Annotated in this window: 17 protein-coding genes; all 17 read left to right on the top strand. The window is 46.6% G+C overall.

What is annotated here, in order from left to right:
- Nucleotides 1–8 precede the first annotated feature (8 nt).
- Nucleotides 9–821: a hypothetical protein gene (locus PV783_RS34350; RefSeq protein ID WP_420991232.1), complete on the top strand. Its 813-nt coding sequence runs from the start codon at nucleotides 9–11 to the stop codon at nucleotides 819–821.
- 1 nt (nucleotide 822) lies between these two features.
- Nucleotides 823–2,844 (top strand): hypothetical protein, encoded by a 2,022-nt coding sequence (locus tag PV783_RS34345; RefSeq protein WP_420991231.1) that lies wholly within the window; start codon nucleotides 823–825, stop codon nucleotides 2,842–2,844.
- Nucleotides 2,845–3,099: 255 nt separating this feature from the next.
- Nucleotides 3,100–5,145, top strand: a complete 2,046-nt coding sequence (locus PV783_RS34340) for a hypothetical protein (RefSeq protein WP_420991230.1) — start codon at nucleotides 3,100–3,102, stop codon at nucleotides 5,143–5,145.
- A gap of 9 nt (nucleotides 5,146–5,154) precedes the next feature.
- Nucleotides 5,155–6,255 (top strand): hypothetical protein, encoded by a 1,101-nt coding sequence (locus PV783_RS34335; protein WP_420991229.1) that lies wholly within the window; start codon nucleotides 5,155–5,157, stop codon nucleotides 6,253–6,255.
- A gap of 11 nt (nucleotides 6,256–6,266) precedes the next feature.
- A complete protein-coding gene (locus PV783_RS34330; protein ID WP_420991228.1) occupies nucleotides 6,267–6,689 on the top strand; it encodes a hypothetical protein in 423 nt (140 codons plus the stop codon).
- Nucleotide 6,690: 1 nt separating this feature from the next.
- The gene (locus PV783_RS34325) at nucleotides 6,691–7,713 is read left to right on the top strand and encodes a hypothetical protein (protein WP_420991227.1); all 1,023 of its coding nucleotides are present in this window, start codon (nucleotides 6,691–6,693) and stop codon (nucleotides 7,711–7,713) included.
- Between the two features lie 53 nt (nucleotides 7,714–7,766).
- A complete protein-coding gene (locus PV783_RS34320) occupies nucleotides 7,767–8,303 on the top strand; it encodes a hypothetical protein (protein ID WP_420991226.1) in 537 nt (178 codons plus the stop codon).
- An 11-nt stretch (nucleotides 8,304–8,314) separates the two neighbouring features.
- Nucleotides 8,315–8,620 (top strand): hypothetical protein, encoded by a 306-nt coding sequence (locus tag PV783_RS34315; RefSeq protein ID WP_420991225.1) that lies wholly within the window; start codon nucleotides 8,315–8,317, stop codon nucleotides 8,618–8,620.
- Nucleotides 8,621–8,670: 50 nt separating this feature from the next.
- Nucleotides 8,671–9,783: a hypothetical protein gene (locus PV783_RS34310; protein WP_420991224.1), complete on the top strand. Its 1,113-nt coding sequence runs from the start codon at nucleotides 8,671–8,673 to the stop codon at nucleotides 9,781–9,783.
- A gap of 16 nt (nucleotides 9,784–9,799) precedes the next feature.
- Entirely contained in the window at nucleotides 9,800–10,105 is a 306-nt protein-coding gene (locus PV783_RS34305; RefSeq protein WP_420991223.1) for a hypothetical protein, read from the top strand.
- A gap of 3 nt (nucleotides 10,106–10,108) precedes the next feature.
- Complete coding sequence (locus tag PV783_RS34300; RefSeq protein WP_420991222.1) at nucleotides 10,109–10,924, top strand: hypothetical protein; 816 nt, start codon at nucleotides 10,109–10,111, stop codon at nucleotides 10,922–10,924.
- Nucleotides 10,925–10,935: 11 nt separating this feature from the next.
- On the top strand, nucleotides 10,936–11,550 hold the full coding sequence (locus tag PV783_RS34295; protein ID WP_420991221.1) for a hypothetical protein: 615 nt from the start codon (nucleotides 10,936–10,938) through the stop codon (nucleotides 11,548–11,550).
- On the top strand, nucleotides 11,547–12,188 hold the full coding sequence (locus PV783_RS34290; RefSeq protein WP_420991220.1) for a hypothetical protein: 642 nt from the start codon (nucleotides 11,547–11,549) through the stop codon (nucleotides 12,186–12,188). The genes PV783_RS34295 and PV783_RS34290 overlap by 4 nt, the downstream gene beginning before the upstream one ends.
- A 2-nt stretch (nucleotides 12,189–12,190) precedes the next feature.
- Nucleotides 12,191–12,418, top strand: a complete 228-nt coding sequence (locus PV783_RS34285) for a hypothetical protein (RefSeq protein WP_420991219.1) — start codon at nucleotides 12,191–12,193, stop codon at nucleotides 12,416–12,418.
- Nucleotides 12,393–13,457, top strand: coding sequence for a hypothetical protein (locus PV783_RS34280; RefSeq protein WP_420991218.1), 1,065 nt, complete (start codon nucleotides 12,393–12,395; stop codon nucleotides 13,455–13,457). The genes PV783_RS34285 and PV783_RS34280 overlap by 26 nt, the downstream gene beginning before the upstream one ends.
- A gap of 2 nt (nucleotides 13,458–13,459) precedes the next feature.
- Nucleotides 13,460–18,037 (top strand): carboxypeptidase-like regulatory domain-containing protein, encoded by a 4,578-nt coding sequence (locus PV783_RS34275; RefSeq protein WP_420991217.1) that lies wholly within the window; start codon nucleotides 13,460–13,462, stop codon nucleotides 18,035–18,037.
- Entirely contained in the window at nucleotides 18,034–18,309 is a 276-nt protein-coding gene (locus tag PV783_RS34270) for a hypothetical protein (RefSeq protein ID WP_420991216.1), read from the top strand. Before PV783_RS34275 ends, PV783_RS34270 begins: the two co-directional genes overlap by 4 nt.
- Nucleotides 18,310–18,343 lie beyond the last annotated feature (34 nt).

The raw sequence follows: 18,343 nt of genomic DNA, 5'->3' as shown, positions 1-18,343 counted from the left end.
TCAATTTTATGTCTAATCTTCTTACTGTCAATAAACTGTGGTACAACGGGGAGCTGGTGGAAGGTGCATGTGAAACAGTATTGAACTGCCAACAGCTTTCCGGCTTTACGCCAAAGAATGTATGGCTTGTCCCGCAGGCTGGCTGTTGCAATGGAATGGGATACGGCCTGTCGCTGTCGCAGCCGCCGGATGATATACAGGGTGTATTACAGGGAGTGATGGTGCAGACACAGGACGGCGAACTTATGGTTATTGACGCACTTTCTGCGCAGGCAATAGTAGATGGTTGTAATGCGTGCTGTGATACTACCGTAGTGATCGAGCCACGCTATAACGGTACATTCCCGGATGTACCTGATGGCGTGCCAGCTACATACACATTCACCAGGGAGGATGATGGTAATTATTTGGCTAATTACCGGGCCTCAATGGATTATTTCGGCCAGTACATCAACAACACTTTTAATCGCAATAGCTACGATGCCGCGACAGGCACTTCTACTTATTCCTTTCAAGCGTATAAGGACCCTACTTATATAGATGGTGATACGCAAACAGGGGAAACAGCACGGGTATTCGTGTCCAATGCCGCACCTGCTGTGGGGGCAGGTGAAACGTTATCCTTAACGGTAACTGTAGGCAACCAGGACATAGAACCTGCATTGACCGGGGCCACCGTATCCGCACTCACAACGGCGGCTACCGGCGATGCAGATTATAACACGTTGGGCACTTTCGCTGTGCAGGGTTCCAACCAGATAAAACTGACCAGCTCCACTGTGGATCTGGCGGTATTGGTCATCAGAAAAGTGGAATCCTGATATGAAAGTGGCAGCTACAAAATTGTGGGATAACGGCGTACTTGTTACTGTGCCCTGTCGCATTTTTATCGACTGCGATAGCTTTGTGGCCGGTACTCCTAAACCCGCATTTCTGGTGCCCCGTGGTTGTTGCGGCACCGTTCCTACAGGTTACGACATGGCAAGTGCTGTGAAGGATGATGCGGAGAATGTATTGACTGGAGCATTCGTGCAGTTTAAAAATGGCAGTTCTGTCATCCTGGACGTTAATGCAATCAGCGATATAACTGCTGCCTGCCAGAGTTGTTGTGATCCGGTAGCTATTGATATTCCCGCCAAGTATGACGGCAATTTTCCGTGGGAAGAACAACCGTGTGTGCCCGTGATCTACTGGTTTACCAGGGAGGATAACGGTGATTATTATGCTTTCTCAAAAGCTCTCCAGGACTATGCTGCATATTATATCAGTGACAGCTTCCAACGAGCATCTTACGATGGAGCAATCAGTACCTATCAATTCGCTTCATGTGTGGCACCGGTATTTGCCGATACGGATACGATGCTGCCTTTCATAGTTTTTTCAAATACCGGTGATGACCTGGGACCAGGGCAAACCCTGCTATTTGTTATGTTGATCAATGGAGGACAGATAGGGGATGGAATTACAGGCGGTACTTATGAGGAACTGCTTTCAAATATTAATGCTGATGCTGATTATGCAGCACAGGGCACCTGGTCATTGGATGGTAACAGGGTAAGGTTGGAAACCTATCATCCAGATCAATACGAGCTACAGCTATCAGTGGAAGGTAGCCCTACTTATGTATCTAACCATGCACCAGTATTGGTTACAGGAGAGCAGTTTGAATTTACGCTATCATCCAATGGTGTGTCGCTGTCGCCCAAACTTAACGGTGATACACTGCAAACCATTGCTACGGCGGCGAACAATAGCGCAACCTATAACACGTATGGTTCATATGACGTGGTGGATGACACTATTGTTCTTTCTGCCAATGCCGTTGCTAACTATGTACTGACACTGGCGAAACGAGTTTTGACTATTCCAAGTAATTCGGCACCTGCATTACAAACCGGACAGGCTTATAGAATGATGGGTGTCGTTGCCGGGATAAGTTTACCGGATATTGAGGATGGTAATACACTTAATTCATTACTCACTGCAATACTGGCAAATTCAACGTGGAACAGCAAAGGCACCTGGGGAATCGCTGGTAATACAATTACGTTAACCACTACGCTGATCAGCCCTATTGTTTCTTTGATTATAGGTACTCGTACGGTGACGGTACAATCAAACGCCCTGGTTTTACAAGGAGGTGAACAGTTTAAAGTGGATGCCACCTTTGTCGGCTCCCCACTCCCCACGCTTAATGATGGGAACAGTTATTATACCCTGCTCGATGTGATACAGGCAGATCCTACGTGGAGCATTAAAGGTAATTGGGGAACAAGTGGTAGTAACATTCAGGTAACTACAACGTTTATTACTCCTAGTCCTACACTGGTTGTAGGAAAACAGTCGCAGGTGTTTAATTCCAATGCCGCACCGGCACTGGTTGCTGGAGAGCAATACGCTATTAACGCTACGGTAGTAGGTGGAGCATTGCCGCCCATTTCGGGGAACCCCGATCTTAACGAGCTTTTGAATGATATAAACAATAATGTTGATTGGAACAGCAAAGGCACCTGGGCGCTGAACGGCAATGTCCTTTCACTCACTACCACCCTGATTATTCCGGCTGCAACTATTGTCATTTCAAAAGAGCAAGGCACCTTTTCCTCAAATGATGCTCCGGCGCTGACGGGCGGCAATGTGTATCAGATTGACGCTACCATAGCAGGAAGTGCGCTTACGCCAATAAAGGGACCACTGACTTTACCGGACCTGTTAACTGCAATCCAGGCAGATGTTACCTGGAGCGGGAAAGGTACGTGGTCTATCAATGGGCAGAAAATTGATCTTCTTACCACTTTGGTATCTCCGGCTCCGGCAATAGTTGTAACCGAAGTGGCTCCGTAAAAAATTGTTAACAATTAAAAATATAGAACCATGAAAACGAAAGCATTCAAATCTGGTGGTGGTAATAATAGCGGCAGTGGCAGCGGCAGCGGTAATGGCGGCGGCGGCGGGTGCTGTGGTGGAGGGAAATAATCACCAGGTATAACTAGCTACCTTCAACCATTCACAACCTCCAACGAAGGGGGGCACGCTCTGCTGATAGCAAAAATGCTATGCAAAAGGGTGATGCCCCTTTTCCTCTAAAAAATTTTTCAGATGAACCCATTACCCATAAATACCGTCAACGTCATTCAGTTTGGTTTTGCTACCACCTTTGATCTGGAAGCATCCAAACTGATCTTTGATATAGGAGGCTTTACCGTATTTAATCCTGGTGGAGCTGCGCGGGTATTGGGTATAAATTTCCAGGTCATTGACCCTTCCGGCACGGAGATTTCAACGATAAGCTGGCCGGATAAACAGATAGATCCTTCAACTGGTCAAACCGTATACAACGTTAACCTGTCCAGTGTTGCCTTTCAGTTTGGGTGGTATAAGATCGTAGGAGTGTTAAGGGAGGCAGATGGAACGGATTATACTATTACCATAAGTAAGAACATTTGTGCCCCCCGCGATTATAGTAACGGGTTGTCCAAAGCCAATATAGAACAGACCGTTGATTGCGGCCTGCCTCAAATACTGATCAGTGAACGAACAAACCTGCTCTATCAGGGCCGTAACCCGGACCTGATAGAAAAGCAGGGGATGATCTATTTTCCGCAGGATGTAAATATTCAAACACCTTATAATTATACACCTTTCTCTATCGCAGGCTCCGGCAATGTATACACCGGTAGCTATGTTGTACGTCACCGTACGGATGCTACCTACGATATGGATGATCTTGTGAAGGTGAGGATCAGGTATGCAGCCACCCTGAAATTTTCTGTTACCTGTAATTCTAATCTTTGCGAAATACTTTGCTGCGTTCAGAATCTTCAATCTGTTGCAGCAGGAGAATGCTCTACCGAAAAGGGCAGACATGCAAAGGATCTGCTGGACAAGGTTACCATGCCACTGCTGGTGGCGCTCACGCTGGAGAAATGCGGACAATCCAGTGGTGACCTGGTATCAGATATAGCAAAAACATTGGGCTGTGATTGCAATTGTGATAGTAGTGAAATGATTGAGGCAAAGCCCATACTTTCCGGCAATACGCCTATTACCCTACGTGGAGAATGCGCGACTGATGTAACTCCAGACGGGTCAACATATGTTATCAAAACAAAAAACGTTAAGGTCCAGAATGGGGACACCGGCGACCTGGCCCTTAAAATTGAAAAGAAGGATACCAACTGTGATACCACCTACCTGGTAACGCTGGATAAGAACCGGCTGACAGGGGATATTCTCAATATCATTTCCACCAATCCTGAATATAAGGCTGTCTTTAATACGCTGGTTAATAATGTCGGCATAGATCTTTCCGGTGTTGATGGCCGCTGTATCATTGATACTGATAAATGTGATTACGATCTGATTGCTGATGCACAGAACAACAGCAAAACAGTCCAGTCCATATTGATTGATGGTAATACATACGGCGCACCTGCTGGCCTGGTGATCACCAATTCCCTGGGCATACAGACCTGGTTAAACTCTTTATCAAAAGGCATCTTCACCAGTTATTTTGATAGCACTACCAAAACTACTGTTATTAAAAGCCAGCAGAATACAAGTGCCATCAGCTCTATGACCTTTATCCAGAACGGGATAAACTATGTACAGCAGTTTTCAAAGAGCTGTGGCCGGATAGTGGCATTCTTGCAGGGCATTATTGATTACCTGTGTGATCTCACAGATAAGCAGGTTCATTTAAGCCAGTCTTATACGATCTGTACACTCAACGCGAAGGGGGAAATAAAGGAGGAAACGGTTGCCCCCTCCAATACTGCCAGTGTGGCGACCGTCTTAACAAAGATGGCGGCTTCGCTGTGTGCATCGCTTCGCAATGTACTACAGCAGGCGGGTTTAAGCTGCCAATCTGTTCAGAAGGTTTTTGCTGATACACAAAGCCAGATTAAAACTACGGATGTGCTGTATGGCACCCGCAGTGATAATTGTGGTAAGTATACCTCTACAGATGTGCTGCGGATGATACTGACAGAGATTACAACTACCAATAACCAGGAGCTTATCGACCTATGGTGCCAGGCGAACAAACGTTGCGTGCTGCCGACCTGTGAGCCGATAGGTTACATGGAGCTTGTTTATATAGAACCATGCCCGGCAGTAACCGGTATTATAGGAACCTTTTCATAAACGAATACGATGGCGGGTATCTTACAAGGGAAAATACAGAACAAGGGAGCAAAGACCTATAAGGTCTACTATCGCAAAAAGGGGACAGGTGACCCCTGGGCTGGCGGTGTAGAATTTCCTGCCTCCAGTGGGGAATTTACCACCATCCTTTTCAATGACGTACCTGCCGGGCAGTATGAAAGTTATGTGATAAGTATCTGCGCAGATGGTTCTACCAGCGTGGATAGCCCTCTTTTCTATTCTCAACTTTGCGAAAGGCCCACATCTTTTACTGTTACTGAAAGAGCTACTGACTTCCTGGTGGAATATGGTTTACCGGGCCTGGTAACAGTTTTTAATATCCGCATGGAGCTGCCCAACGGCGGCATCCAGGATAGAATTTATACCGCTGATGGTACAGGACAAGTGATAATTGCCAAACCTGCCAATACATACGGGGATTTTATTTTCTCCATGCGCAGTGTATGCAACCAAAGCGGCCAATGGTACAGTGATTATTCTAATTCCGTGCTGATAAACCTTCCCCAACCGAGCGGATGCCCACCCCCCGTGGTTTCAACGTCCGCACGTATTGCTACTTCTTCCGGGGGTGATACCTGGCGTATCACCCTCGCCAGCAATACGACCAGCGTGCGCGTGGTTACGACCAACACGACTACCGGCGCTCAACCTCAAACGACCAACCAGCCTGTCACCGGTAATTATATAGAAATATTCTTGCCCCGTGGGTCCATCAATTATAACTATACGGTGGATGTATATAATGTTTGTGCAGTGGGTACGGACACCATCGGGGATGGGACGGAAATAATGGTTCCGGCCTCTATTGTGCCGGTATCAACGAGTGGATGGACAGTGGTGACTGCCCCGGAAACAACGCCCGTAAATGGTGTATTTGGCTCCCGCGTAACCGTTAATACGGGCGGCAGCCCACCATCAGCTACACAGGACTGTCTGGTAACAGTCCGGTATAGCTGCACTGGTGGCGCTTATGCGTACGTGGATGTGATCGTGTCGGCAGGACAGGCCAGTGGCGTAGTACGGAACTTTTCGCCGTCCTGCACCATTGATACAAACAGTGCATTTATTAATTCAGCGGTATTGGTTTAAAATAAAATGGCATGGCATACAATACTGTACAGCAGATACATAATGACATTAATGCGAAGTTCGCCAATAATACCACCAGGAACATTACGGAGCCGGTTGCCCGCCAGGTCCTCAATGACCTGGTAGACTTTTATGCGCAGCGGGTCGTGCTGTATGATCAGCTTGTGCATACTACGGATGCAGACTTTACATGGCTGGAGCCGAACTATGTGGTTGTCTGTGACGTGATAACCGCTGACCGGATACTCACGCTGCCGGTTATCCCGCCGCCCCGGCCTCTCATATTGTTTGTGGATGAAACGCCTGGTTTTCGCTGGAGGACTAATATAGATTTTGTTGACGGTGGGGCACCACGCAGAAACCTGTCCAGTGGCTTTCAGGCATTATTATGGGACACAGAAAAATCCAGATGGATACTTATAGGAGGACTGTAACATGATCATATTCGGTAAAAAGAATTTCAGGGATGATGTACAGGCAGATGGCGACCTGACATTTTCTAAGCATTCAAACACGGATGTAAAGAAGTTCCTGACTACAGATGCAGATGGTAAGGTAATCCTGGGTACGCCCACAGGGGGGGCTGGATTCATAGAAGTAACCTATGATCAGTTTTCCCTTGCTTTAGATGATGCAACATTGATACCAGGAGCCTGGTATAAGATGGTGGACTACCAGACTTGCCACATGATCAGGGAGATTACAATTACCGGCATAGTGGATACGGAGGAAGAAAACCTGGGACCTATTGAACCATTGATATTGTTTGCGATAACGCCTTCTGACTACCTGCGAAATTATGTATTCTCGTCTGTTACTGGTGATAGGCTTGTTTACAGCGTGTTTGGTGGTTCTCCTTCGCTACCTGGTGGATCTGTTTTTAAGGGGAACATTCTGCGCAGGATAAATGATGCCCGCAGCATTAGCCTGCCGATGGACTGGCAAGTGATAAAATGGAAAATGGGAGGGCAGTATTACCAGGCGTTTAATGCGGAATATTGGGATGAAGAAAACCCTGATATTCTGCAACCGCGTTATGGCAATGCAACCAATATATACATTGGGGAAGCAGAATATAACCTGGCTGTACCTTTCCTTTTTCTGTACCCATATTTCAACAATCAGCAAATTCATGTGGAACGGCCTGATTCCACAATATTGAAGTATGCACGAAATATTGATTTCTATGGTTTCAGGTGCATGGATTGTAACGTTGTCCTGCAAAGCGTTAAGGGGTATAATTTCGGCACTGGATACACGAATCTTATCAGTGGTGATTCCGTGGAACTGAAAGATATAGTGACGAGCGGGGAAGGTGCTGGTGTTTATTTATCTGCCAGTACAGATGCCAGTAAATATAATTACGGGTTTATATGGTATGAGCAAGCAGACCCTTATATCAAGTATAGAATATCGGTAGATCAAGCAACAGGAACCGTTAAAGCGACAGAAATATGAAGTTTGATGTGAACATAATGACTACACCAAACAGGATAGATCGGCAACAGCGCATGGCTGATCAATTTAGAACCCGTAGTGAATTGCAGCCACATTACTATGAATCCGTTATTACCCGTACTGGATGGGATGGGTTATTTAAGAATATGCAGAAGGCGGTGAAAGATTATTTATTCAAACCTTACTGCATCATAATGGAGGATGACTGTGAGCTGACACCTGCTTATTCTGCAAGGTTCCTGGAGAAGCTGATTGACCAGGCGGTAGCTGCTGGCGCTGACGTTCTCCTGGGTGGTATTGACCAGTTTAGTGCCGTGGATAAAATACCTGGTGCTAATAACATCGTTCGTGTACACAATTTCAGGGGAACAGAATTTATGGTGTTGTTCAATAAATTTTTTAAAACATTCATTGAAGCGCCAACCAGCCAGCCCCCGGAAATATTTTTGGGATATAAGCCATTCATAAAGAAAGTAGTGGCGTGCCCCTTTATCAGTTACCAATATGATTCCCGGTCTAACTTCGGGCGCGATGAAAATGTAAGGAAAGGCTTTGTGGAAACGGAAAGCAGGATATGTAACCAGAAATAAAAGATTCAATCATGGCAGCGATTACACTGGAGAAGATAGAATGGTCTATGACACCGGAACAGCCCATACCGGTGAGTGTGCTGTATAAAGAGAAGCTGCAATCAGATGATGAATATATTATTGTGGCTACGGGGGTGATCGTTCAAACAGACGGTTCATTTACACCGGTATTTGTAATAGATGATCTGGATATAAATGGCGTGTATACTGTAAAGGTGATCAGTGCGTGCGGTGGGTATTTTGCTGTACGGGATTTTCAAAGAGCCGATGATGCTGCCGCATTCAGTTATGGTTTTTCGTTAGGTTATTATTCATAATTATAGGAGCCGATGCTTTGAATGGTAGGGTAGCACCAATACCGTAAAGCATGGCAAAGATCAATCTGACAAAATTAGTATGGGATAACCCGCCTTCGGCGGCGCAGTTATGTACTGTAGCCTACCGCAAGACGGCTGACCCGGATATACCTGGTAGTTATACTACAGTTAGCAGCGCCGTGACCGTCAACACGGATGGAACCATACCGGGTGGCCTGGCTATTACCGGCCTGGCTACGGAAACCTCTTATACGGTAAAGGCTTCTGATAACTGTGGCAGTGCTGCCTTCTTAAAAGTATTCATTACGCCCCTGCCGCAGTGCCCCGCAGGATACCAGCTTTCCGATGATCACACCTATTGCTGGCAGGAGGACGTGGAACCGGCAGAGCAGTCGGGTGGTGGCTCTACGTATATCATCTGCCAGAACACGAATAGCGTTTACAGCACCTTTGCAACACGGGTATACAAGGAGAACGGTTATTCCCAAAATGGCGTACCTCTTGCCGGTAGCCAGTATACCCCTACAAATATTCAATCCGGTACTTTTTGGTACAATCCCAATGCCAATACGACCGATGGCCCTCTTAACCGTATGGGCATATGGCCCTGTGACGGCAGTGGGAACCCTTGCGGAAATAACTGTGCGCCATCAGGTGTACAGGTAGGATTTTCCCGTCAATTTAATGTACCGGCTACTGCTCTGTATTACATCGGGGTTGGTTCGGATAACTATTCAACCATTACTATTCAGGATGGGATAGCAGGGCGCAGAGTAATTGTGCAGCAAGATCCAGAGGCGCTTCGTCTTTATTACAACTCCAGCTCCAGCGGCGACATAACATTTAAAAGTTTTCACATATATCCTGTACGGCTAAATTCCGGGCCGAACATCCTGGAGCTTACTGCTACCAATGATAGTGCCACCGCTGCTGTGATGGGGGCAGAAGTATATCTGAATACCGAAGCTCAACTTATTGCTGCCGACAGCATTGCTGATCTCAACATCATTTTTTCTACAGACGTTAACCAGGGCTTTATCAGCGTCCATGACCCTATTGAATTGGGGAACTGGAACTGCGATAATCTGCCAGGGTATTCTTTGCAGTACCGGGACCCGGATTATGTGTGTGTGAAGATCGAAACCACGCCTGTCATTTCATAACTAAAACGAATGCACGATGCCAGTAAAGTACACGATAACAAAAATAACATGGGACAGCCCACCGGCTGTGAACCAGGTGATCACCATACAGCATAAGAAGGCGACTGACAGCACATGGACAATAGATAGCAGCACCGTGCAGGTAAGACCGGATGGAACGCTTGTACAGGCGTACGACATAAATAACCTGGACTTTCTAACAGCATACAATGTACAGGGCTTTAATAACTGCGGAGGGGCGGGGTTTACAGAGGATTTCACCACTCCAGCAAACCCATGTCCAAATATTATTGACATAGAAGGAACTACTTCAATCGGATAGCACATGGCAATTTCAGCAATGGATATGGTACTTCGGGCTGTGTTGGCACAGGGGAACAAAGAGCAGAACCAGGCTTACCCCCCACAGATCTTTGAAGCGCATTTTAACATGGTTACCGCATTCCTGCTGGATGAAATCGCCAAGCTGGACCCGGTTTCACGCTCCATTGTAGAAATAGGGAAGCCCTTTTTCATTCGCAAGCAGCTTGCCGTAAAAGGGGGCATGGTCAATTTCCCGGATAACTACCGCAGTCTGCGTGGCCTGGCCGTATTCGTGACTGATGATTTTGAAAGCCCATGTGATAAAGTGATTGAACAGAATGATAATCAGGATACTGATTGCTGCGGGCACCCTGTAGAACCGGTAACAGATGATGATTGTGCTTATCAGAATGACCCGCTTGCGCGAACAGTAGAGCTGATCGAGCAGCAGATCGAACAGGGAAAATGCCGGTCCCGCGCGGTAACGATGGTAGACCATGACGAGTGGGATGATCTGACTGTCCACCCCTACAAAGGGCCGACACTACGGGAACCCATCGCCTGCATCTTCCAGGGGGAGGGAATTAAGATCTGCCCTTATGATGTGCCTTCCGTAGAAATGCGCTACATCCGGCAACCACAGTGGTATAAATACAATTACGCCATGAACCCGGATGATACTTACTATTTCTCCAGGAATGGCAGCGTGGAAAGCGAATGGACAGACAATGCTACGCAGTATTTAATAAAAGGAGTGAGTACGCTTTACTCCCTGTATACCAGGGACGGAGAGCTGCGGGATGGGATACTGGAGCTAAAAAAAGCTGGAATATTTTAAAACCTGCACATATGGAAACATCAATCATGTTAATCTTCGGCGGGCTGCTGGTCATTGCAGCCATCTTCATCAACGGGATATTTATCACCACACGCGGGGAAACGGTGATCGCCCCTGATGGTTCAAAACGTGATCAAAACGCAATGATCTTTTACCCGGTCTATAAGTTCCTGATGAAAGAAACCACGCCGGAATCCGTGGAATATAGAGGGGATCAGCTACAGCAGCTATATCGAAGGTTGACCAGGGCGCAGCCCTCCCTGATGGCGGTGGGTAGACCTAAGCCTTCCGTGGAAGAAAGTAGTCTGCTCTTTGAAACGGAAGATGACAGGAAGCTATGGGAGCCTTACGTCCGGGATTATCTGGAGGGTAAAGATATTAAAGCCAAATTCTTTCCAACGCAGATATTTTTCTATCATGAATATACCCGGTATGTATTCCCTGCTATTGTGCGCAAACCAACGTTGGGCTGTATCCGCTGTATGCCTAGCTTTTGGGGCACCTTGTTCTTCTGGCCGGTGATGATCAAACTCCTGGGTTTTACCTGGTGGCTGGTTCCGGGATGGATATTGTTCTGTTTTAGCCTGTCTTATCTGTGTACACTTTTATATAAGAAAGCGTCATGAAAGCAAGTTGGGTAGCCAAAGTGGTAGAGGAAGTGTATTACAGCGGTCGTATAAAGAATACGGCCAGAAGGCTTACGTATAAAGACTTTCAGATATTGGTTAGCATCGCCAAAGCGAGTTTGCTGGCGGATCTGTATCGTACTGAAAAACAGTTAGGGCAGTTTACTTCTTTGAATAACTTCCTTTCCACTTATGATGTAACGATAAAAACGGACAAGTATAATCGCCGCTACTTCTCGCTGCCAGTGGAGGTTGTGAGCCTACCTGATAACGCCGGTGTATACTCCTTCATTCCTTTAATTGACGGAAGCCTTCAATTCTGTGAAGCATTTATCCGCACAGAAGCCGGGAGTGAATGGATGATTTGCGGGGATGATAGCGGTATTGGGTATTTCATTCCCATGAAAGACAAGGTGCTGCTGTATGGTGGGGCAGATTGTTTGGCAGAGGGTCAGGTGACGTTGATCCCGGCTACAGATGATGCCAATATCCCGGATGACATTGCCTTTACCATAGCAAAATCGATATGGCAGCAGGTAATGGGTACACGCGCATTCCCGGTTGACAAGACAGCAGATGATAATCCGAATGTAGACGAAGTTCTGAAAACAAAACTTTCATCACCACAAATTTCATAATCATGTTACCGATGCTGATAGGCCCCGGCGCAAATGGGGCGGCAATAGTGGCTGATAAAATGCAGGAGGCAATTAAGATGGACCCGGATATGGCCCTGCTTCACGCGATCTGCCCGGACAAGCTGCGAGATATGGCAGCTATGGGTGACTACGTGGGTATTGGGAAATATATCGCAGGCATTATTGATGGTTTAAAAGTTGGGTATGGCGGGGCAAGTTCCATGTTCTAGTGCTGAACCCTGCATTACGCAAAGCATTCCTTTACGGGATGTGGTTCGCTCCTTACTGGTGCGGGAGGATGATATTTTGGGCGCGCGGTTCAGGAGGTACTATGATATTGCCAAAGACGTATACAGGGAGCTGAATCTTTATTGTATCCGCTGGTCAAAGCGTTACCTGGTGGAAGTAGATCCCCGTGATCATTCTATCCGGCTACCGGAAGATTGCTTACTGGTTTCCTCTATCAGTATTGTGGATGATTGTGGCCGCATAGAGCCGCTTATTTTGAATAAGAATATCACCGGCGACATTGCAGACATTCATCTGCATAAGAGCTGCGGGTGTAAATGCAATTGTAATAGTGAGCTGTGCGGCCAGCTAAAGAACTATGAGGTCATTTACACAGACGTTGTAGCGCCCATGCCGGACGGCACTACACAGTCTTTTCATGTATGGGCACGCAAAGCTATATACCCGGATGGCTCCTTTTACCGGGAATGGCAGCAGCCGGTGCAGATCACTGGCGAAGGCGGTGTACATACCGCTACCGAAGTGCAGATCTTTCAGGAATTTATATGCAAGCTGCAAACAGAATCATGTGGCTGTATAAAAGATTGTCCCGACAACCGCAAAATTATATCCGGTTGCTGCGGAGATCAGTTTTTATATACGGAATGCTGTAATGACCGTTGCCCGCCTCAATATCCTAATTCGTATGGATATACGCAGTTGGGGTGTAAGATATTTTTCCCAAGCGATTTTCCTTACGATACCGTGCTGCTACGCTATCTGCCGGAACCTACACAGGGGAATTTTGAAGTTCCGTTATTGGCAAAGAAAGCTATGATAGCAGGGATAAAGGTGTATTCCCTGCCGTACGACTTTGATACTGGTTCCGGCTACCGGGCACTTGCAAAGCAGCGGCAACATGCTTTGTTCTTCCAGCAATGGCGGGATGAAAAAAAAGCCCTGTTCCGGTTACTCAACAGATTTTCATTAAAACAATTTTACATGACAATCCTGCCTCCAGGCAGGATAAGCGGGTGTTAAGTATGTCGCAACAACTTTCTAAAATACGACCACTTTACGTAAACACAGATACGGACGAGCTGCTGCTAAAGCCGGAAGAAGCCCGTTATCTGAAAAACTACCGTATTGCCGTTAATGAGAATGATAATATTTCTACAGGCACCGGGGATGGTAGTGCTGGTGAAGGAATGAACTTTGGTGCAGGAACCCCGTTAAGCTCCAGTGTTCCGGCAGCGCCGGACCTGGAGCTTCCAGCGGGGATAAACAGGTGCATCAATTGTTTTGAATGCCAGGAAACAGGTGAAATTTATTGGTTCAACTGGAATAGCAATGGTGATCATGGGATCTACCGGCTGAATGGGTTGACAGGTAGGGCTGAACAGGTATACAGAAAAGCACTATTAAATTTTTCCATCGATCCGAAATACACACTGAACAACCGTGTATTCCTGAAAGTGGTTTATGATAGCGATGATGCCGCAAACAGGAATGTGCGTGCAAAGTATTTGCTATTCACTGATGGCCTTAATTGGCACCGTTATCTGGACGTGGGAACAGCTATTGCCACGGACAGCTTTAATAGCGATCTGTATCCTTATTTTAAAATGCGCGGGCCTCATGCGGATGAAACAGAGCTGATCAATCTATGCGTATCACCACCATTCTTTTGTCCTCAATTAGACCTGGTGCCTTTCAATGCTACAACAGACAGGGGAAAGAATAATAACCTGGCTAATAAGAGCTTGCAATTTGCTTACCAGTATATATACCAGGATGGGCGCAGTTCTGTTTTCTCACCTTATTCTGCCAACTTGTATGTAGGAGCGGGTGGCTGTCAGGAACTTAATGCTGGCAGCCCCCGTTGTGTAAGATTGACATTGGATGCCGGTGGCCCAATGGTAGAGCAGATCCGCATCTTTTTCCGCAACTGCGGAAACGATTGGTACATATACGAAACCATTGATAAGTATGAAAAGTGTACAGAAAATATACCGTTTTATGAACGGGCTGTATCACTGGATGGCTACAATGAAGATAGCAATACGTTCACTTATCTATTCTGTGGTGACAAGGAATGCGCGATCTTTTCTTCCGAAGATGCAATCCGCGTTCAGAATGATCTACCACTGAAATCCTTCGCACTCACGCCGGTTGGAGATTCGCTACTGGCTGCTAATAACTTGTATGGATATGATAATCTGGATTGTAATTCTCTGAAAAATGTTACGCTCCAGGTAGTAAAGCCAGGTGATGATGTAGAAGGACCACCACCTTGCATTCCTAAGAAGGTGAAGATCTCTGCTTATATCACGGTGCGTGGTGGGCCAATAGTAAATATTGAAAACAATGTTGCATTTGTGGAACCAGGTCTGAACGGCATACAGTATGACGGCGCAATGGAGCAGAACTTTAAGAACCGAACCGGCTTTATTGGTTATATGGCGGGAACCCCCTTCGCCACGATTGGCGAGAATTATAAGATGAACGCTGATGGGACAATGGAAAAGATGGGCATCTTAAATTGGGAGGACGGCAATGTGCGCAATGCTGTGAAAGAAATATTTAAGGCTGGAGGGTTTTTTGTGCAACGTTTTGATTTCACCCTGGATGCGGGGATATACATATTCCGCGTAGCCAGCCAGAACAGCCTGATTTCAGATGTGGATTATCAGCGGACCAGCACCTATATCTATGGGCAGGCTACAGTAGTACAAATGTCCTACATAGATTTATCCTTTTTTGGCTTTGCTGATTTGGTTGTAAAAGATATTGATTATCAGGTTAAGGAGCTGGTGATTGATGCGCGCGCGGGGGATGTAGATACCTATAAGGATATGAACAAAAGGGTGCTGGATTTCAGGATACCCTTTTGCTTTGGGGAAACCAGATCAAAGGCATTAGTAGGGTATATTTTGGATACCGCTGATGCTGGTAACCGACCTATTGAAATGATGCAGTATATCGTGGATGAAGGATTCCCTGAAACCATCCGTAGTGGATGGTTTACGGACCATAACGGTTTTTACTTTACTTCCGTGCAGAGGGGCGGCGCACAAAATGCCAACGTAGTATTTTGGGGAAGCATAGAATGCGGCTATCGGGATAGGAATCATTACTTTCTTAGAACGAGTTGGGGTAAACGGCCACGGGGCCAGTGGTTATTTCGCCAGGATATTGCGTGGAAAACCGCGTTAGGACAGGGGTACAAGGAGTGTAACCAGGTAGCGGTGAAAGGGAAGGTCGTGGACGAAAATGGCAGTGGTGTTGCCGGAGTATCGGTAACTATTACACGCGGAGGATCTACTATTACCAATGCTGCGGGAGAGTTCAATTTAAAAGTGCATCAACCAAACCACCGGCAGGATGGCGGGCATACCGATCAGATCATCTTCGCCAGCCTGGGCGGTTGTCCTGTTGCCACTGCCGGTGACTGTACCCCGCTGGCACCGGTGCCATATATTCCACCATCAGTATGTATTTGCCCCAATGAAACAGTTTACCCGGTAGACATTGAGATCAAGATTAAATATTTGAATGGAAGTGCTGCTGGTCTGAAAGGTGGCGGCAGGTATGGTATTGCAATTGTAGGGCGGGATGAATCAGGCAGGCAGGGCTTTGCTAATAATGTGGGTTACGTGGACATTCCCACCTTCCTGGAAACAGGTGCTTTTACGCCGGTCACGGTGAGCTGGAAAGCGACTGATGATTTCCTGCTTCCTTCCTGGGTGAAGTGGCTATCCTTCTACCGCACAAAGAACCTGAATCATGCCACCTTCCTGCAATGGGTAGGCGATAAAATAGAATACATCAATGCAAGGGGTGAAAAGCTGGAGAATGCAGATGAAGCGGTACGGGCACGCATATACATCACCAGTCTTTTTGATTGGAACAAACAAAATAATTTCTCTACTACCGTAGGCTATCAATTTGTGAGGGGGGACGTGTTACGCATATACGATAACGGCGATGGTGATCTGTTTAAGGTAGATGGGGAAAATGCGTTTATGGACTTCCCGATTTTAGGGACAAATTTTAATGAAACGTTTACTGGTACGGATGTTCCTGATCAAACAACGGACCCCCGTTCTTTTATCGTTGGGTATGACAAGCGCCTGAATACGCTGAAAGATCATTGTTCTTTCTGGATTGAAATTTTGCGTCCACATGCGTGTGAGGAAAGGGAATTATATTTTGAAATATGCGGCAGCATCCCGGTAATAAATGGTAAGCTCCAGGTCACCGGGGGAGTGTTGTCTACCTGGGATACGTATTATCAATACCGGCAGATACATCCAGAAGGGTGTGCGTTCAAGACATTCAACCATCCTTTTGAAAGCCCGTCTATCTCCGATTTTTGGGGAGCTAACTGCGAGAACCTGGGCCGTGTCACCGTGACCGATGCCCAGGCGCAGCAGCTCTGGTATGGTGATGATGTGATAAAGTCGGATGACTTCGTGAATGAGGGGCGCGTTAATGGCCTGGGCACCTGGAGGGAAAAGAACCGGAAGAATTTCAAGGGACAGGATTGGGGAGCCATTGTAGCCATACATGCGGAAAGAAGCATTGTATGCTTTGTATGCCAAAATGATTGGTTCTTAACCGACTACAACATGAACTACATCCGGGCTACACCGCAAGGGCTGGTCCTGGCTAACCTGGAGAACAATTTGAGCGATCCGCATCAGAAGGCCGGTAGTACGTATGGCTGCGAGTTTGAGGACAATGCAAGTATAATATTCGATGATGGCATTGGTATATGGGCAGACAGAAAGAATAACAACATCGTTATGATGGATTACCGCAATGCCACTGATCTTGCCGCCATTGATAATAAAAGTTACTTCACTGAAAAGTTCCGCCATGTAACCCAATATAACAGCCTGTTACCACCAGAACGGTATCTGTCTGATCTTATAGAGATCACTGCCTGCAAGGACCCGAAGAACAGCGAGTATGTAATCAGCTTCCGGCCACGGCGCGGACATTCAGATGCAGTAATGGACTTCATCAACAATGAACGGGAAACAAAAGTCCCCCATCAGGAAACCTTTGCCTACAACCTGGAGCAAGGGAAGTGGACCGGCTGGCGTGCATATACGCCGGAGCATTATGGGGTCTTGCGGTATAGTTCTACTGCAAAAGAAATGATCGCCTTTGTTTCAGGCAGGCCCTACTTCATGAACAGTGGACGCAGTGGCCTCTATAATAATTTTTTCGGTGTTCAGACAGATCAGGTCATCACCGGCATTTTCAATTTTGACCCATCCAAGATAAAAATATTTCAATCGCTTGCCGTGGAAAGCAATGCTGTTGACTATTTCGTGGACAAGATTATCACGAATGAGCGCAACAGTTTCAGTTATATCCCGCAGGCGTATTGGAAAAGGAAGGAAGGCGTTTGGTATTCAGAACTACAGCGGGATATGAACAGTTACCCTGACCCGAACAAACCGGTAGTAAGCATGTTGGCTGACGGGAAAAGGATCTTTGGTACTTACGCCCTGGTGCGCCTGGTACGGAATACAAATAGCAGGGAGGTATATAACGAGTTGTCAAATATCTGGATGCGTTTTTCTTTTTCTGAACGAAGTGAAAAATGACACTGACAAAAATTTGGGAAACGGATTACGCACGGTTAATAAGAGCTGTGTACGCGGAAGGCACTGGTCAACAGACTGTTTCGGTGGATGAACTTGTAGGCCGTGCTGCGCGCCTGGTTAGCCCAGGCGCGCGTGCGTACCGGTTGGAAACAGAAACGGGTGCGCTGGCCGGGGTACTGATACTATTTGAATCGGATGGTTCGGTATTGTTCAGTTATCTCCGTCCGCATTTTATTGCGTATAAACCTTTATTGGATGCGATGATAGCATAAATATAAACAGTTGTGAATGATAGGGTAGCACCAT

This window comes from Chitinophaga sp. CC14 (assembly GCF_048957795.1).
Lineage (GTDB): Bacteria > Bacteroidota > Bacteroidia > Chitinophagales > Chitinophagaceae > Chitinophaga > Chitinophaga ginsengisegetis.
The sequence above is the reverse complement of the archived record's forward strand: the minus strand, read 5'-3'. Positions and strand labels throughout refer to the sequence as shown.

Bases quoted from the DNA above. Each gene is read 5' to 3' on its own strand.
- PV783_RS34290 (WP_420991220.1), top strand. From the start codon at position 11,547: ATGAAAGCAAGTTGGGTAGCCAAAGTGGTAGAGGAAGTGTATTACAGC.
- PV783_RS34300 (WP_420991222.1), top strand. From the start codon at position 10,109: ATGGCAATTTCAGCAATGGATATGGTACTTCGGGCTGTGTTGGCACAG.
- PV783_RS34310 (WP_420991224.1), top strand. From the start codon at position 8,671: ATGGCAAAGATCAATCTGACAAAATTAGTATGGGATAACCCGCCTTCG.
- PV783_RS34335 (WP_420991229.1), top strand. From the start codon at position 5,155: ATGGCGGGTATCTTACAAGGGAAAATACAGAACAAGGGAGCAAAGACC.
- PV783_RS34305 (WP_420991223.1), top strand. From the start codon at position 9,800: ATGCCAGTAAAGTACACGATAACAAAAATAACATGGGACAGCCCACCG.
- PV783_RS34315 (WP_420991225.1), top strand. From the start codon at position 8,315: ATGGCAGCGATTACACTGGAGAAGATAGAATGGTCTATGACACCGGAA.
- PV783_RS34280 (WP_420991218.1), top strand. From the start codon at position 12,393: ATGGCGGGGCAAGTTCCATGTTCTAGTGCTGAACCCTGCATTACGCAA.
- PV783_RS34350 (WP_420991232.1), top strand. From the start codon at position 9: ATGTCTAATCTTCTTACTGTCAATAAACTGTGGTACAACGGGGAGCTG.
- PV783_RS34340 (WP_420991230.1), top strand. From the start codon at position 3,100: ATGAACCCATTACCCATAAATACCGTCAACGTCATTCAGTTTGGTTTT.
- PV783_RS34320 (WP_420991226.1), top strand. From the start codon at position 7,767: ATGGCTGATCAATTTAGAACCCGTAGTGAATTGCAGCCACATTACTAT.
- PV783_RS34270 (WP_420991216.1), top strand. From the start codon at position 18,034: ATGACACTGACAAAAATTTGGGAAACGGATTACGCACGGTTAATAAGA.
- PV783_RS34345 (WP_420991231.1), top strand. From the start codon at position 823: ATGAAAGTGGCAGCTACAAAATTGTGGGATAACGGCGTACTTGTTACT.
- PV783_RS34295 (WP_420991221.1), top strand. From the start codon at position 10,936: ATGGAAACATCAATCATGTTAATCTTCGGCGGGCTGCTGGTCATTGCA.
- PV783_RS34275 (WP_420991217.1), top strand. From the start codon at position 13,460: ATGTCGCAACAACTTTCTAAAATACGACCACTTTACGTAAACACAGAT.
- PV783_RS34330 (WP_420991228.1), top strand. From the start codon at position 6,267: ATGGCATACAATACTGTACAGCAGATACATAATGACATTAATGCGAAG.
- PV783_RS34285 (WP_420991219.1), top strand. From the start codon at position 12,191: ATGTTACCGATGCTGATAGGCCCCGGCGCAAATGGGGCGGCAATAGTG.
- PV783_RS34325 (WP_420991227.1), top strand. From the start codon at position 6,691: ATGATCATATTCGGTAAAAAGAATTTCAGGGATGATGTACAGGCAGAT.